Origin of the sequence: Pantoea piersonii, from assembly GCF_003612015.1 — a bacterium.
GTDB classification, from domain to species: domain Bacteria; phylum Pseudomonadota; class Gammaproteobacteria; order Enterobacterales; family Enterobacteriaceae; genus Pantoea; species Pantoea piersonii.
Map to the genome: position 1 here is coordinate 1 of NZ_RARB01000009.1, position 15612 is coordinate 15612.

Consider the following 15612-nt stretch of genomic DNA (forward strand, 5'->3'; position numbering starts at 1 on the left):
CTTCAATTTAAGTTTGATGCTCAAAGAATTAAACTTCGTAATGAATTACGTGTTCACTCTTGAGACTTGATATTTTTAAAGTCCGCAGACTTTTTGATATCTGTCCTGCGAGTGCCCACACAGATTGTCTGATAAATTGTTAAAGAGCGATGCAGTCAGCGGCTGAGCCTGCTGCTGCGAGGTGGCGTATATTACGCTTTCCTCCCTCAGAGTCAACCACTTTTTTCAGCGATTTTCTCCGGCGGCTCAGCTGCCTGAACCTCCTGAACACCGCGCTTCGTAAGCCGTTGTGCCGTGTCAGTGGAGGCGCATTATAGGGAGTTCTTTCCGGCTGACAAGCATTTCTTTGAAATTAATTTCCGGATGCCTTTTTTTTAACCGAACGGTTTAAAAGCACGCTTTTCCGGGTGAAAAACTGCACAGAAACGGACATGCGCGATGGAAATTGCCCCCCTGCCCCTTTATGCCGATGCTATGCTGTCACTTCGGTTCCCCGCCAGTTACTGACACATATATATAGAAGGATTTTCGATGATACGATCCGCGCGCAGTATGGCCGGTCTGCCATGGATAGCCGCCATGGCGTTTTTTATGCAGGCACTGGATGCCACCATTCTCAACACCGCGTTACCCGCAATCGCTCACAGTCTCGGCCGCTCTCCTCTGGCCATGCAGTCCGCCGTTATCAGCTACACGCTTACCGTCGCGATGTTAATTCCCGTCAGCGGCTGGCTCGCTGACCGCTTCGGCACACGCAAGGTGTTTATCATCGCCGTCTCGCTCTTTACCCTTGGCTCGCTGGCCTGCGCCTTTTCGCAATCGCTGACGGTGCTGGTTATCTCACGCATCATTCAGGGCGTTGGCGGCGCGATGATGATGCCCGTGGCGCGTCTGGCGTTGCTGCGCGCCTACCCGCGCAGCGAACTTCTGCCGGTACTGAACTTCGTGACTATGCCTGGTCTGGTCGGCCCGATACTGGGCCCGCTACTCGGCGGACTGCTGGTCACTTACGCGACCTGGCACTGGATATTCTTAATCAACATTCCCGTCGGCATCCTTGGCATTTTCTATGCGCGTAAATATATGCCGGACTTCACGCTTCCTAAGCGTCGCTTCGATTTTCTCGGCTTTTTACTGTTCGGCGCTGGGCTGGTTTTGCTCTCTATCGGCATCGAGCTGTTCGGCGAGCGCATCGTCTCCGCCTGGCTGGCGTCAGGCGTGCTGGCTTTAGGCGTGATACTGCTGCTTCTTTATATTGTTCATGCGCGTCGCCATGCCTCCCCCCTGATCAGCCTGCCGATGTTTAAGACCCGTACCTTTTCGGTCGGTATTATCGGCAATATCGCTTCGCGCCTCGGTACCGGCTGCGTACCCTTCCTGATGCCGTTAATGCTGCAGGTCGGCTTTGGTTTTTCAGCGGTGGTGGCGGGTTGCATGATGGCGCCTACGGCCATAGGCTCGATTCTGGCGAAATCGACGGTGACTCAGGTGCTGCGCCTGTTCGGCTATCGCCGTACGCTGGTCGGCATAACCGTCATCATCGGCGTCTTAATCGCCAGCTTCGCGCTGCAGTCACCCGCTGAGAGCATCGTTTTTCTGCTGCTGCCGTTGTTTATTCTTGGTATGTCGATGTCAACGCAGTTCACCGCGATGAATACCATCACGCTGGCCGATCTGAATGATGAGAACGCCAGCGGCGGCAACAGCGTGCTGGCGGTAACGCAGCAGCTGTCGATTAGCTTTGGCGTCGCGGTGAGTGCGGCGGTGCTGCGCTTTTATCAGGAATTCGAAACCGACACCGTTACGCAGTTCCATGCAACCTTTCTGACGATGGGCATCGTAACGGTGATCTCGGCCTTTACCTTCGCGCTGCTGCGGTCCGGCGATGGCCGTCATCTCATCACCAACCGCGATAAAAAGAAAAAAACCGCTTAGGTCGAAGCGCGCACTACCAGTTCCGGCGTCAGCACCAGGGTTTGCTGGCTGGCGTCGGGATCGCTCAGACGATGGATTAACGTATCTATTGCCAGCTGGCCCAGCTCATCTTTCGGCTGATGGATGGTAGACAACGGCGGTGTCAGATAGCGCGCCAGCTCAATATCGTCATATCCCATCACCGCGATATCCTGCGGAATGCGCAACCCCGCTTCAAACAGCGCGTGATAAACGCCGACCGCCATCGCATCGTTACTGGTAAAAACCGCCTGCGGCGGTAATGCCAGCGCCAGCAGTTGCTTCATGGCGCTATAGCCGCCCTGAAACTCAAAGTCGCTGTTAACCACATAGCCAGGCGGGATAGCCAGACCATTCTTCTCCATTGCATGGTAATAGCCCTGCAGACGCATGCGCCCCGGGGTTTTATCCAGCGGACCGGAGATGCAGGCGATGCGCGTATAACCGGTATCAATCAGATGCTGCGTCGCCATTTCGCCACCCAGCAGCGCATTGTCCTGAATAATATCCCCGCGCCCCTCAAACGGTGCCCAGTCCATCATGACGGTCGGAATAGAAGGATAGCGGTTAAGAATAGCTGCCGACGGCAGGTGGCTTTCGGTACACATGATGAGCAGCCCATCGACGCGCTTTTGCAGCAGCGTTTCCAGACTGCGATTCATGCGATCTTCGTCGCCAGCCGTATTACAAAGAATGAGGCTGTAGCCGCGCTCATAGCAGCTGTTTTCGACGCCGCGCACTACTTCGGCGTAAAAAGGGTTGCTGCTGGTCGTCAGCAACATGCCGATCGTATGCGTCTGGTTAAGCTTGAGGCTGCGCGCCAGCGCCGAGGGCGCATAGTTCAGCGTGCTGATTGCCTGATCGACCTTCTCGCGCACCGCCTCACTGACAAAACGGTTATTGTTGATAACGTGCGAGACGGTAGAGGTGGAGACGCCCGCCAGGCGGGCGACATCTTTCATGGTAGCCAAGGCTTAACTCTGCTGAAGTAAAAAATCGTCGATTTCCGCGCGCCACGGCACAGAGGGCTGCGCACCCGGACGCGTGACAGCGATAGCCGCCGCTGCATGGGCGAAGCGCACCGCCTCATGCAGGCTTTTGCCCTCCAGCCGCGCCGTAATAAACGCGCCGTTAAAGGTATCGCCTGCGGCAATGGTATCTACCGCTTTCACCGTGAAACCGGCAATGCGTTCGCCTTTGCCCTGCTCGCTCAGCCAGACGCCGCGGCGCCCCAGCGTAATCAGTACCGTACCAATGCCTTTAGCGTGCAGCGCCTCAGCGGCGCGAGCGGCCTCTTCATCACTGGTAACGGCAATGCCGGTCAGGCTTTCCGCTTCGGTTTCATTAGGCGTAATGATATCCACCAGCGCCAGCAGCTCATCATCGAGCGGCGTCGCCGGGGCAGGGTTGAGGATGACCTGAGTCTGATGGGCGCGAGCAATCTTCGCCGCGGCTAATACGCTTTCCAGCGGCGACTCCAGCTGCATAAGCAGCGCCGAGGCGTTAACGATAACCTGCTGATGACGCGTCACGCAGGCGGGCGTCAGCGCCGCATTGGCACCAGCGCAGATGCCGATACTGTTTTCGCCTTCGCCATTGACGAAAATCATCGCCACGCCAGTCGGTTCGCCGCTGATGGTCTCAACCGAGGCGGCATCGATGCCGTCCTGCGTCAGCTGTGCGCGGATACGTTCACCGATGGCGTCATCGCCAAGACAGGCGATAAAGGCGATATCTGCGCCAGCCCGTCCGGCGGCAACCGCCTGGTTCGCCCCTTTGCCGCCAAACGCAACGGTGTACTGCTCCCCGATCACCGTTTCGCCGGGACGGGGAAAGTGCGCGAGGTTAAGAATGTGGTCAGCATTAATGCTGCCGAGAACGGCCAGTTTTGCGCTTTTGCTCATAGGGTGTGATCCAGAAAGAGTGCGCCACCGGTTTAAGGGTGGCGCATTGCCCTGCTTTTCTTTGAGTTATTTGGTGACCAGTTTCAGGTCAACGGGATTGATGGCCTGCACTTTTTCACCTTTCAGCACTTTATCAGCGGTATCAACGCCAATCATGCCGATCTTATCCGGCATCTGAGCGACTGTCGCCGCCAGCTTGCCGCCTTCGACCGCTTTCACGCCGTCGGCGGTGCCGTCAAAGCCGACTACCACGACATCAGATTTCCCGGCGGTTTGCAATGCGCGTAACGCGCCAAGCGCCATTTCATCATTTTGCGCAAATACCGCCTGCACGTCCGGATGCGCCTGCAGCAGGTTCTGCATCACGTTCAGGCCTTTAGTGCGATCGAAGTCCGCCGGCTGGCTCGCCAGCACCTGGAATTTATGCGCATCGGCGGCCTGCTTAAAGCCTTCGCCGCGCTCGCGCGCCGCAGAGGTTCCTGCAATGCCCTGCAGTTCAATAATTTTCGCGCTGTCGCCCAGGCGTTTAGCAATGTAGTCGCCCGCCATTTTACCGCCGAAACGGTTGTCGGAGGCGACATGGCTTACCACCTTGCCCTGCGCCGCCACGCGGTCCAGCGTGATCACCGGAATATTCGCCTGGTTCGCCATTTTCACCGCGTTGCCGACCGCATCGGAATCGGTTGGGTTGATCAGCAGCAGTCTGGCGCCGCGCACGGTGAGATCCTGCACGTTAGCCAGCTCTTTTGCCGGGTTGTTCTGCGAATCCAGCACCACCAGGTTATAGCCCAGTTTGTCAGCCTCTTTCTGCGCGCCCTCTTTCAGCGAGACGAAGAAGGGGTTATTCAGCGTAGAGACCACCAGCGCGATGGTATCCTTCGCCATTGCGCTGGCGCTTAAGGTCGCGCCAAGGATCACTGCCAGTGCGGTCAACTTTTTCATCATTTCATCCTGTGTAAAGGTCAGAGTTATTTACTGCTTTTGTTATCCACCAGTACCGCCAGCAGGATTACCACCGCTTTTACGATCATCTGGTAGTAGGAAGAGACGCCCATCAGGTTCAGGCCGTTATTAAGGAAGCCCAGGATCAGCGCGCCGATCAGGGTGCCCATAATGCGCCCTTTGCCCCCTGCCAGGCTGGTGCCGCCCAGCACAACCGCCGCGATAGCGTCCAGCTCGTAGCCGGTCCCCGCCGTCGGCTGCGCGGAAGAGAGGCGCGCGACTTCAATGGTGCCCGCCAGCGCCGCCAGCATGCCGCTCAGGGCATAGACGATCACTTTTACGCGGTTTACGTTAATGCCGGAGAGGCGCGTCGCCGCTTCATTGCCGCCCAGCGCGTAGATATAGCGGCCGAGACGCGTGTGGTGCAGCATGTACCAGGCGAGCAGGAAGACAACGGCCATCAGCCACACCGGCGTCGGAATGCCCAGCGGGCGGCCGATACCGAACCAGCCGAAGAGATCGGCATTGTCGTTAAAGCCGGTATTAATCGGGCTGCCGTCGGTGTAGACCATCGTGACGCCACGCAGCAGCAGCATCATCACCAGGGTGGCGATAAAGGCCTGCACCTTGCCGCGCGCCACAATAGTGCCGGTAACGGCGCCAATCGCCGCGCCCAGCGCCAGCGCGCCCGCCACTGCCACCAGCGCGTTCACTTCCATACCCACCAGCGAAGCGGCTACCGCGCCCGTTAGCGCCAGCAGCGATCCCACCGAGAGATCAATGCCGGAAGTCAGGATCACCAGCGTCATACCAACAGCCATAATGGCGTTGACCGAGGTCTGCTGCAGGATATTGAACAGGTTCGCTACGGTGAAAAAGTTGGGGCTCTGGCTCGCTACCACCGCGATCAACACAATGAGCGCAATCAGCGATTTTTGCTCCATCAGCCAGGCTTTGCTGAACCAGCGACGGCTGGACGGTAAGGTTTGAGTACTCATACAACTAAATCCTCGCTGTGTTGCTTGCCTACGGCTGCCGCCATTAAAGATTCCTGCGTCGCCTGCTCACGGGTAAATTCGCCGCCTGAACGGCCTTCATGCATCACCAGGATGCGGTCGCTCATGCCGAGCACTTCCGGCATCTCAGATGAAACCAGGATGATGCTTAGCCCTTCGGCCTTGAACTGATTGATAAGCTGGTAAATTTCTTTTTTCGCGCCGACGTCAACACCGCGCGTCGGTTCATCCAGAATCAGCACGTTGGGACGCGTCATCAGCCCGCGCGCGATGGCCACTTTTTGCTGATTGCCGCCAGAGAGCAGACCGATAGCCTGATCCATCGAGGGCGTCTTGATATTGAAGAGGCGAATAAAATCGCCTACCGCCAGCTGCTCTGCGGCATGCTTCAGACTGCCGCCGCGGCTGAAATAGCGCAGCGCCGTCAGCGACATGTTCTCTTTCACCGACATGCCCAGCACCAGTCCGTCGCGTTTGCGGTCTTCAGAGATATAGACGATGCCGCTGGCCAGCCCGTCCTGCGGCGCGCGCGTCGCGATCTCTTTCCCGTCGAGCCAGACACGGCCTTTGCTGCGCGGCAATGCGCCATAGAGCAACTTCATCAGTTCGGTGCGTCCGGCGCCCATTAACCCGGACACGCCAAGAATTTCGCCTTTGCGCAGCGTGAAGCTGACATCGTGCACGCCCGGCCCGCTGAGGTTTTCAACCTTGAGACGGATTTCGCCCGGCGCCTGGTCGAGGCGCGGATACTGATCTTCCAGCTTGCGCCCCACCATCATCTCGATCAGGCCCTCTTCGCTGAGCGTGTTTACGGGACGCTCGGCAATAAACTGGCCGTCGCGGAAGACCGTGACGTCATCGCAAATCTCAAAGATCTCTTTCATGCGGTGAGAGATATAAACAATGCCGCAGCCCTGCGCCTTCAGCTCGTTGATAACGCGAAACAGCGACAGCGTTTCGGTATCGGTAAGCGCGTCGGTCGGCTCATCCATGATGATCACCTGCGACTTAAAGCTCAGTACTTTAGCGATCTCCACCATCTGCTGGTCGCCGATCGACAGATCGCCCACCAGCTTGTGGCTGTTAAAGCGCAGATTGAGGCGCTTCAATAACGCATCCGCCTCGGCATACATCTGCTTCCAGTTGATCCGGCCAAAACGGTTAACGAACTCGCGACCCAGGAAGATGTTTTCCGCCACGCTCAGCTGCGGGATCAGGTTCAGCTCCTGGTGAATAATGCCGATGCCCGCTTCCTGCGACGCTTTGGGGCCGCTGAAGGTAGTCTCCTCGCCGAGCCAGCGCAGCGAACCTGCATCGCGGCTATAGATGCCGGTCAGCACCTTCATCATGGTGGACTTACCGGCGCCGTTCTCGCCTACCAGCGCCATTACGCGTCCTGGATAGACCGCCAGCGACGCGCTCTTTAGCGCCTTTACGCCGGGAAAGGACTTCTCAATCCCCTGGAGCTGTAATAAGGGTTGCATAACGGCCTCAGAAGGTGACGCCAGCGCTCAGGATGACATTCGCAAACGGAGAGCACTCTCCGCTGCGAATGACCGCCTGACTGCGTTGAGTCTGTTGTTTGAACTGTTCGTGACTGATGTAATGCACTGCAATGCTGTTTCCCTGGTGCTGTTGCAAGGCTTCGAGCACGGCGAGAAGCTCGCTATGGAGCTGCGGATTGTGCTGCTTGATCTCTTCCGCCATCAGGGCGCTTTCCACCTGCATCTCCAGCGTGACGGCTTCCACCACCTGCATAAAATCGGGCGTACCCGGCGTAAGCGCCAGATCAATACGCTGCGGTCCCGCCGGGATCGGTAAACCGGCATCGGCGATAGTCAGCGTATCCGTATGGCCCAGGCGGGCAATCACGTAAGAGAGTTCAGCGTTTAACAGGCGACCTTTTTTCATTTTTTGCTCCAGAGCGAAACGTTTCGCTAGCGGCAGTGTATGAAATGGCGGCAGTAACTCAACGAGGGAGATCGAGAAGTGTGATCGTCATCGAAACGTTTCGCGCGCGCTGACGAGAATTTGGCTTAGGCGGAAAAAAGGGCCGCTGAAACGGCCCGATGTGGAAAGTATCAGGGCGCTTTGCGTACCCGTTTGACGTCAAGTTCAATGCTGTTGAAATCTTTGTCCAGCTCGCCCGTCAGCTCAACGCGGTCTTTCGGCGTAACAGTCAGACCATCCCAGCGCTTGTGGTCGATCTCTACTTTCATGGTGCCGGTAGCGTCGCGGAACAGATAATCTTCATCGCCGATCTGCTTCTCCAGCTGGCCGCGTACGGTGATCCAGCTGTCATCTTTCATCTCTTCCGCCTGCTTAACGGTCACCACGCTGCCCTGATCGTTTTGAAAACCGCCCTGTTTCGCCTGGACTGCAGGCGCATTCGCATCGACGAATCCGCCCTGCGCGGCGGCAAAAACCGGCGCGGTAGCCAGCGCCAGGATAGCTAAAAGTGCGGCATGCTTTTTCATCTTTTCACCTCTTTTCCATGAATGTCTCTTGTGTACGCCCTTATTAAAACAGCCAGTTCTTAACAGGATCTTAAGGGGTAAAAAAAGGCGAAAAGCCGCGATATCGCCTGTACAAGCGGTGTTCTGCTTCGTATAAAGCCTTTGCGGATTAAGGAGAGATTATGCGCATTTTACTGATTGAGGATGATCGGCTGATTGGTGATGGCATCAAGGCCGGACTGGGCAAGCTGGGCTTCAGCGTTGACTGGTTTGTCTCCGGCGACGAGGGGTTCGCCGCGCTGCATGCCGCGCCCTGGGACGCGGTGATCCTCGACTTATCGCTGCCGCAGCGCGATGGACTGGATATCCTGCGCGCCTGGCGACAGCAGGGCGCGGAGGTGCCGGTGCTGATCCTGACCGCACGCGACGCCCTCGATCAGCGTGTCGAAGGTCTGCAGCTCGGCGCTGACGATTACCTTTGTAAACCCTTCGCGCTGACCGAAGTGGCGGCGCGGCTGCAGGCATTAATCCGTCGCCGTCACGGCCAGCTACAGCCAGAACTGCGCCACGGCACGCTGGTTATGCAGCCCGCAAGCCACAGCGTTACGCTGGATGGCGAACCTCTGACCTTAACGAGCCGCGAGCTGGCGCTGCTGGAACTCTTCCTGCGCAATCCTGGCCGCGTGCTGACGCGCAGCCAGCTTGAGGAGAAGCTCTACAGCTGGGACGCCGACGTCTCCAGCAACGCGGTTGAAGTGCATATTCACCACCTGCGTAAAAAGCTCGGCACCGCCTTTATCCGCACCGTACACGGCGTTGGTTATATTCTGGGAGAAGCGGAATGAGCCTGTTTCTCCGGCTCGGCATCGGCTTTGTCTTGCTGCTCGGCCTCTGCTGGGGCAGCGCCAGCCTGAGCGTCTGGCTACAGACGCGCGCCACCATCAACGAGCTGTTCGATACGCAACAGCTGCTGTTCGCTAAGCGGCTGATGGCGCTTGACCTTGCCGCGCCCGACAGCGCCGCGTTGCCGAAGAATAAGGTGCTGCTGCGCCAGCATCGCGGCAATCAGGATGACGACGCCCTCGCCTTCGCGATTTTTACCCGCGACGGCAAACCGGTACTGAACGACGGCGAAAACGGCAGAATGCTGCCGTTCGACGCTGACGCGCAGGGATTCCACGACGGACAACTCACCGATGACGACGATGCCTGGCGTTTTGTCTGGCTGACGACGCCGGATGGACAACACCGAATCGTGGTAGGCCAGGAGTGGGAGTACCGTGACGACATGGCGGAAACGCTGGTGAAAAGCAGCATTCTGCCCTGGCTAATCGCGCTGCCGCTGATGCTGTTATTGCTGCTCGTGCTGGTATGGCGCGAGCTACGTCCGCTCAAGCGCATCACAAACCTACTGGCGCAGCGCGCGCCGGACGACGACAGGCCGCTGGATGCTGGCCGGGTGCCGCTGGAGGTCAAACCGCTGACAGAAGCGCTGAATGGACTGTTCAGCCGCATCAGCGCAATGGTTCAGCGCGAGCGCCGGTTTACCTCCGACGCCGCCCATGAGTTACGCAGCCCGCTGGCGGCGCTGCGCGTACAGAGCGAAGTGGTGCAACTTGCCGCTGACGACGAGGCAATGCGTCTGCACGCTTTACGCCAGCTGGATAGCGGCATTCAGCGCGCCACGCGGCTGGTAGATCAGCTACTGACGCTGTCGCGCGCCGAGGCAGAGGACGCGCGCGACGCGTTCCAGCCTGTCGATCTACAGCGTCTGTTGCAGGAGGCGCTGGCCGAGCAGCTGCCGCAAGCTGACCGCGTCGGCGTCGCGCTGCGTCTGGAAAGCAGCGCCGAACCCGTGATTCAGGGCCATCCGCTGCTGCTGTCACTGCTGGCACGCAACCTGCTGGACAACGCCATTCGCTATACGCCTGAAGGCAGCGAGGTCAGAGTAATACTGGAAAGCCGCAGCTAGCGCGTTGAGGATAACGGCAAGGGATTGAGCGAGGCGGAAATGCAGCGCCTGGGCGAACGCTTCTGGCGGCCGCCGGGACAGGAAAAAAGCGGCAGCGGGCTGGGATTGTCGATTGTGCGCAATGTTGCGCAGCTGCACGCTATGCAGCTCAGCTTCAGCCAGCGCCAGGGCGGCGGACTCTGCGTCGCCCTGCGCTGGTAGAAATCAGATTTCCACCTGGGTGCCCAGTTCAATAACCCGGTTCGGCGGGATCTCAAACTGATCAGGCGCGCGCAGGGCATTGCGCTGCAGCGCCAGGAAGAGTTTGCCGCGCAGGCGCAGATACCAGGGACGTTTGCCCATAATCAGCGACTCGTGCGACATAAAGAACGAGGTCTCCATCATCCGGCAGTTAAGCCCTTCCAGACCGCAGCGGTGGAAAATTTCCTCCACGTTCGGCGTTTCGCGCCAGCCATAGCTTGCCACGACGCGCCAGAAGGTCGGCGACAGCTGCTCTATGGCGACGCGGCGCACGTTGTGCACGTAAGGGGCGTCCTCGGTGCGCAGCGTCAGAAAGACCACGCGCTCATGCAGCACCTTGTTGTGCTTGAGGTTATGCAGCAGCGCAAAAGGGATCACGTTCAGCGCGCGCGACATATAGACGGCGGTGCCCGGCACGCGTACCGGCGGCGACTTCTCCAGCGAGGCGATCATCGCCTCCAGCGAATTGCCGTGTTCATGCATCCGGCGCAGCAGGCGGAAACGCTCGCTCTTCCAGGTGGTCATAATCAGGAACATAACCAGACCCAGGCAGATTGGCAGCCAGCCGCCGGAGAAGAGCTTAATCAGGTTAGCGGAGAAGAGCGGCACGTCGATGCAGAGAAACAGCGTCAGGATCAGGCCGACCGCCAGCTTGTTCCAGTGCCAGTTTTTCACGGCGACGGTGCAGGAAAGAATCGACGTCAGCACCATGGTGCCGGTCACAGCAATGCCGTAAGCCGCCGCCAGGTTGCTGGAGTGTTCAAAGCTGATAATCACAATCAGCACGGCAAAATAGAGTACCCAGTTAATCATCGGCACATAAATCTGACCCGACTCCATCTCCGAGGTATGAATAATGCGCATCCCCGGCAGATAGCCCAGGCGAACCGCCTGACGCGTCAGCGAGAAGACGCCGGAAATCACGGCCTGCGAAGCGATGACCGTCGCCAGCGTCGCCAGAACCAGCAGCGGAATCAGTGCCCAGTCAGGCGCCAGCAGGAAGAAGGGGTTTTTAATCGCTTTCGGATCGCTGAGCAGCAGCGCGCCCTGGCCAAAATAGTTCAGCACCAGCGACGGCAGCACCACAATAAACCAGGCGATGCGAATCGGCAGCTTGCCGAAGTGCCCCATATCCGCATAGAGGGCTTCCACGCCGGTAATCGCCAGCACCACCGCGCCCAGCGCAAAGAAGGAGATGGTTTTGTAGTGTACGAAAAAGTTTACCGCGTAGAGGGGGTTAAGCGCCTGCAGCACGTCCGGGTTCTTCATAATGCCGGTCACGCCCAGCACCGCCAGCGTCAGGAACCAGACCAGCATCACCGGCGCGAAGAGTTTGCCGACAATGCCGGTGCCGTGCTTCTGGATCAGAAACAACAGCGTCAGCACCGCGATTGAGAGCGGAACGATAAAAGGATCGAGCGACGGCGCGGCGATCTCCAGCCCTTCTATCGCCGACATTACAGAGATGGCGGGTGTAATCACCACTTCGCCATAAAAGAAGCTGCCGCCGATCAGGCCCATAATGACCAATACCGCCGTCGCGCGCGCGCCGGTATTGCGCCCCGCCAGCGACATCAGGGTTAAAATCCCGCCCTCGCCGGCGTTATCCGCGCGCATGACGTAGCTGATATATTTCAGCGACACCACCAGCAGCAGCAGCCAGAAAATCAGCGACAGAAAGCCGAAAACCGCTTCGCGCTCAACGCCGAAACCGAACTGACCGGAGAGGCATTCACGCAGGGTATAGAGCGGGCTGGTGCCGATATCGCCATACACTACGCCAATTGCGGCCAGCGTTAACGCACTAAGTGATTGCTTGTTATCCGAGCTCATAGAGTTATCTTTTGTTGGAGCAGAGAGGCGCAAAACCCCATCGCTCTTGCTGTCAAAAAGCGCACAGTATGCACGTATTTCCCAAAAAACCCATCTCGCTCCTTCATCACTGCAGCCGACGCTGGCGATTTTTCTCGCGACATTACAAGCCGCAGCGGCATTATGCGATGATTGAATTTTGTGACACAAAAAAGCGGACGGCAATCAACGCTTTCACGCATCATAATCGGTAGAGTAGCGCGCCTGCCATAATACGACGGCAGCAGTAACAGAAGGACAATGAAGTGATTATGGCTCAACCCCATCTTTTGGCAGAAAGAATTTCTCGTCTCAGCAATGCCCTGGAGAAGGGCCTGTACGAACGACACGACGCTATTCGCCTCTGCCTGCTGGCGGCGCTGAGCGGCGAAAGCGTCTTTCTGCTTGGCCCGCCGGGCATCGCCAAGAGCCTGATCGCCCGCCGCTTAAAGTACGCTTTTCAACACGCCCGCGCATTTGAATATCTGATGACGCGCTTCTCAACGCCGGAAGAGGTGTTCGGCCCGCTGTCGATTCAGGCGTTAAAAGATGAAGGCCGCTATCAGCGACTGACGAAAGGCTATCTGCCTGACGCGGAAATTGTGTTTCTGGATGAGATCTGGAAAGCGGGCCCCGCTATTCTCAATACCCTGCTGACCGCGATTAACGAGCGACGCTTTCGTAATGGCGACAGCGAGGAAAAAATTCCGATGCGCCTGCTGGTCACCGCCTCAAACGAACTGCCGGAAGCGGACAGCGGACTGGAAGCGCTATATGACCGTATGCTGATCCGTCTCTGGCTCGACAACGTGCATGAAAAGCAAAACTTTCGCAGCATGCTGACCCACCAGCAGGATGAGAACGCCAATCCTGTCGCGGAATCGCTGCGCATCAGCGACGAAGAGTATTATCAGTGGCAGCAGGGCATCAGCCAGGTCAACCTGCCGGATAATGTTTTTGAACTGATCTATCAGCTGCGCCAGCAGCTGGAAAAGCTACCCGACGCGCCCTATATCTCCGATCGCCGCTGGAAAAAAGCGATTCATCTGCTGCAGGCGAGCGCTTTCTACAGCGGCCGCAACGCTATCGCGCCAGTCGACCTTGTTCTGTTAAAGGATTGTCTGTGGCATGACGTAACCTCGATGCAGGTGCTGGAACGCGCCATTGACCAGCTAATGACCCAGCAGGCATGGCAACAGCAGACGCTGCTGCTTAAGCTGCAGCAGCTCAAAGCGCGGCGTCTGGTGCTGCAACAGCAGCAGAGCGTGGCGCAGGCGATCACGCTGGAAAAACACAGCGGCATGTTCAGCCGCAAGCCGCACTATGAGCTTCCCGCCAGCCTGGCCGACGCGCAGCTGACCCTGATGCTGCAACAGCCGCTGACGCTGCACGATATGCAGGTAACCCATGTGGTGATCGCCCGCGACGCGCTGGAGCAGTGGTTGCTGAAAGGCGGCGACATTCGCGGCAAGCTGAACGGCATTGGTTTCGCCCAGACGCTCGATCTGCTGGTGGATGCGCAGCATTGTCTGGCGCTGCGCGACGTCAGCCTGCAAACGGCGCGCCTGACGCTGCCTGGTGCCGTGTCGCACAGCGAACTGCCTGCAGAGATCAGCGAGGCGCTGGACGAGCTGGATGCCCAGCTGCGCGCGCAGCGTCACCAGTTCAGCCAGCATCAGCGCTGCCTGTTTATCAGCGACGACTGGCTGGCACGTATCGAAACCAGCCTGCAGGATGTCGCCGATCAGCTGAAACAGGCGCGTAAATGATCTCACTGGAGACGCTCAGCGAACTGCTCTCCATTGGCGAAGCGGAACTGATAGAGGATCTGATCCTCGCGCTGCTCGCCACCCCGCAGCTGGCGATCTTTTTTGAAAAGTTTCCCGGCCTGAAGCAGGCGATGATGCGCGACGTGCCGCGCTGGAAAGCGGAGATCACCGCCGAGCTGAAAGCGACGCCGGTGCCGGAAACGCTGGCTGCCGAGTTTCAGCTGTTTCAGCGCGCCCAGCTGCTCAGCCATCACGACTTCAGCCAGCAGCTGCCGGGGTTACTCGACAAGCTGGCGCAGCTACCCTCTCCCTTTCTTGAAGAGGCGCACCGGCTGCTGCTGCATACCGATGCGCATCAACTGAGCGGCGCACAGCATACGCTGTTTCTCCAGCGCTGGCGTCTTAGCCTGACGCTGCAAACCCTGACGCTTAACGAACAGCTGCTGGAGCAGCAGCGCGAGCGGTTAATGGCCGAGCTGCAGCAGCGTATGGCGCTGAGCGGCCAGCTGGCGCCTTTGCTGAGCGACAACGACGAGGCCGCAGCCGGTCGCTTATGGGATATGAGCAAAGCCTCGCTGCAGCATGGCGATTATCAGCTGATGCTGGAGTATGGCGACTTTCTGGCGCAGCAGCCGGAGCTGCTGGCGCTGGCGCAACAGCTGGGCCGCAGCCGCGAGGCGAAATCGGTGCCTTCGCAGGATGCGCCGCTGGAAGCGTTTCACCAGCTGGTACGGGAACCGGACGCGGTGCCAGAAGAGGTAAGCGGCATTCACCAGAGCGACGACGTGCTGCGCCTGCTGCCGCCGGAGCTGGCGACCATCAGCATCAGCGAGCTGGAGCTGGAGTTTTATCGCCGCCTGGTGGAAAAGCGCCTGCTGACTTACAAACTACAGGGGGACGCCTGGCATGAAAAAGTCACGCTGCACCCGGTCAGCCACCAGCAGCACGAAGAACAGCCGCGCGGCCCTTTTATCGTCTGCGTTGATACTTCAGGTTCGATGGGCGGCTTCAATGAGCGCTGCGCTAAGGCATTCTGCCTTGCGTTACTCAAGGTGGCGCTGGCCGACCGTCGCCGCTGCTATATTATGCTGTTCGCCCACGACGTCATCGGTTACGAACTCACCGGCGACGACGGGCTGGAACAGGCGATCCGCTTTCTCAGCCAGCGTTTTCGCGGCGGCACCGATCTCGCCGCCTGCCTGGCGGCCGTGGTCAAGCGCATGGAGGGCTCGCTGTGGCAGGATGCTGACGCCGTTGTGGTCTCCGATTTTATCGCTCAGCGCCTGCCGGACGAAATCGTTAATGTTGTTAAGCTGCGCCAGCAGCAACAGCAGCAGCGCTTTCACGCCGTGGCGATGTCGGCGCACGGCAAACCCGGCATCCTGCGTATTTTCGATCATATCTGGCGTTTCGACACCGGCATGAAAAGCCGCCTGCTGCGCCGCTGGCGCCGTTAGTCACGGAGCAGAAATCCTTATTTGCTATAGTGAGCTACCCGCTGTGTTTATT

At 58.5% G+C, this 15612-nt stretch carries 12 protein-coding genes and 1 pseudogene; 5 read left to right on the plus strand and 8 right to left on the minus strand.

Translation table 11 applies throughout. The features are described from left to right. Positions 1-531: 531 nt before the first annotated feature. Entirely contained in the window at positions 532-1935 is a 1404-nt protein-coding gene (gene mdtD, locus D7S44_RS19355) for a multidrug transporter subunit MdtD (protein ID WP_120457661.1), read from the plus strand. Here the strand turns inward: mdtD and rbsR are convergent. From rbsR to D7S44_RS19390, 7 genes are all read right to left on the minus strand, one after another. Next, entirely contained in the window at positions 1932-2915 is a 984-nt protein-coding gene (gene rbsR / locus D7S44_RS19360) for a ribose operon transcriptional repressor RbsR (protein ID WP_120457663.1), read from the minus strand. The genes mdtD and rbsR overlap by 4 nt on opposite strands. 12 nt (positions 2916-2927) lie before the next feature. After that, positions 2928-3857 carry a ribokinase gene (gene rbsK / locus D7S44_RS19365; RefSeq protein ID WP_120457665.1) on the minus strand — a complete coding sequence of 310 codons (930 nt, stop codon included), beginning with the start codon at positions 3855-3857 and terminating at the stop codon, positions 2928-2930. Between the two features lie 66 nt (positions 3858-3923). After that, positions 3924-4799, minus strand: a complete 876-nt coding sequence (rbsB, locus tag D7S44_RS19370; protein ID WP_120457667.1) for a ribose ABC transporter substrate-binding protein RbsB — start codon at positions 4797-4799, stop codon at positions 3924-3926. A 26-nt stretch (positions 4800-4825) separates the two neighbouring features. Beyond that, positions 4826-5797: a ribose ABC transporter permease gene (gene rbsC, locus D7S44_RS19375; protein ID WP_033755349.1), complete on the minus strand. Its 972-nt coding sequence runs from the start codon at positions 5795-5797 to the stop codon at positions 4826-4828. Further along, a complete protein-coding gene (rbsA, locus tag D7S44_RS19380; protein ID WP_120457669.1) occupies positions 5794-7299 on the minus strand; it encodes a ribose ABC transporter ATP-binding protein RbsA in 1506 nt (501 codons plus the stop codon). Before rbsA ends, rbsC begins: the two co-directional genes overlap by 4 nt. A gap of 7 nt (positions 7300-7306) precedes the next feature. Further along, a complete protein-coding gene (gene rbsD, locus D7S44_RS19385; RefSeq protein WP_120457671.1) occupies positions 7307-7726 on the minus strand; it encodes a D-ribose pyranase in 420 nt (139 codons plus the stop codon). Positions 7727-7896: 170 nt separating this feature from the next. Next, on the minus strand, positions 7897-8292 hold the full coding sequence (locus D7S44_RS19390) for a YgiW/YdeI family stress tolerance OB fold protein (protein ID WP_120457673.1): 396 nt from the start codon (positions 8290-8292) through the stop codon (positions 7897-7899). 161 nt (positions 8293-8453) lie between these two features. Here D7S44_RS19390 and qseB point away from each other — a divergent pair, with 161 nt between their 5' ends. Then, on the plus strand, positions 8454-9116 hold the full coding sequence (gene qseB / locus D7S44_RS19395) for a quorum sensing response regulator transcription factor QseB (protein WP_120457675.1): 663 nt from the start codon (positions 8454-8456) through the stop codon (positions 9114-9116). Continuing rightward, positions 9113-10444: pseudogene (gene qseC, locus D7S44_RS19400) on the plus strand (quorum sensing histidine kinase QseC). The gene qseB and the pseudogene qseC overlap by 4 nt, the downstream one beginning before the upstream one ends. Before the next feature lie 3 nt (positions 10445-10447). Here the strand turns inward: qseC and kup are convergent. Further along, complete coding sequence (kup, locus tag D7S44_RS19405) at positions 10448-12316, minus strand: low affinity potassium transporter Kup (protein WP_120457677.1); 1869 nt, start codon at positions 12314-12316, stop codon at positions 10448-10450. Between the two features lie 290 nt (positions 12317-12606). Between kup and ravA the strand changes: the two genes are divergently transcribed. Together ravA and viaA are read left to right on the plus strand one after the other, a co-directional pair. Continuing rightward, positions 12607-14103, plus strand: coding sequence for an ATPase RavA (ravA, locus tag D7S44_RS19410; protein ID WP_120457679.1), 1497 nt, complete (start codon positions 12607-12609; stop codon positions 14101-14103). Next, positions 14100-15560: an ATPase RavA stimulator ViaA gene (gene viaA, locus D7S44_RS19415; protein WP_120457681.1), complete on the plus strand. Its 1461-nt coding sequence runs from the start codon at positions 14100-14102 to the stop codon at positions 15558-15560. Before ravA ends, viaA begins: the two co-directional genes overlap by 4 nt. Positions 15561-15612 lie beyond the last annotated feature (52 nt).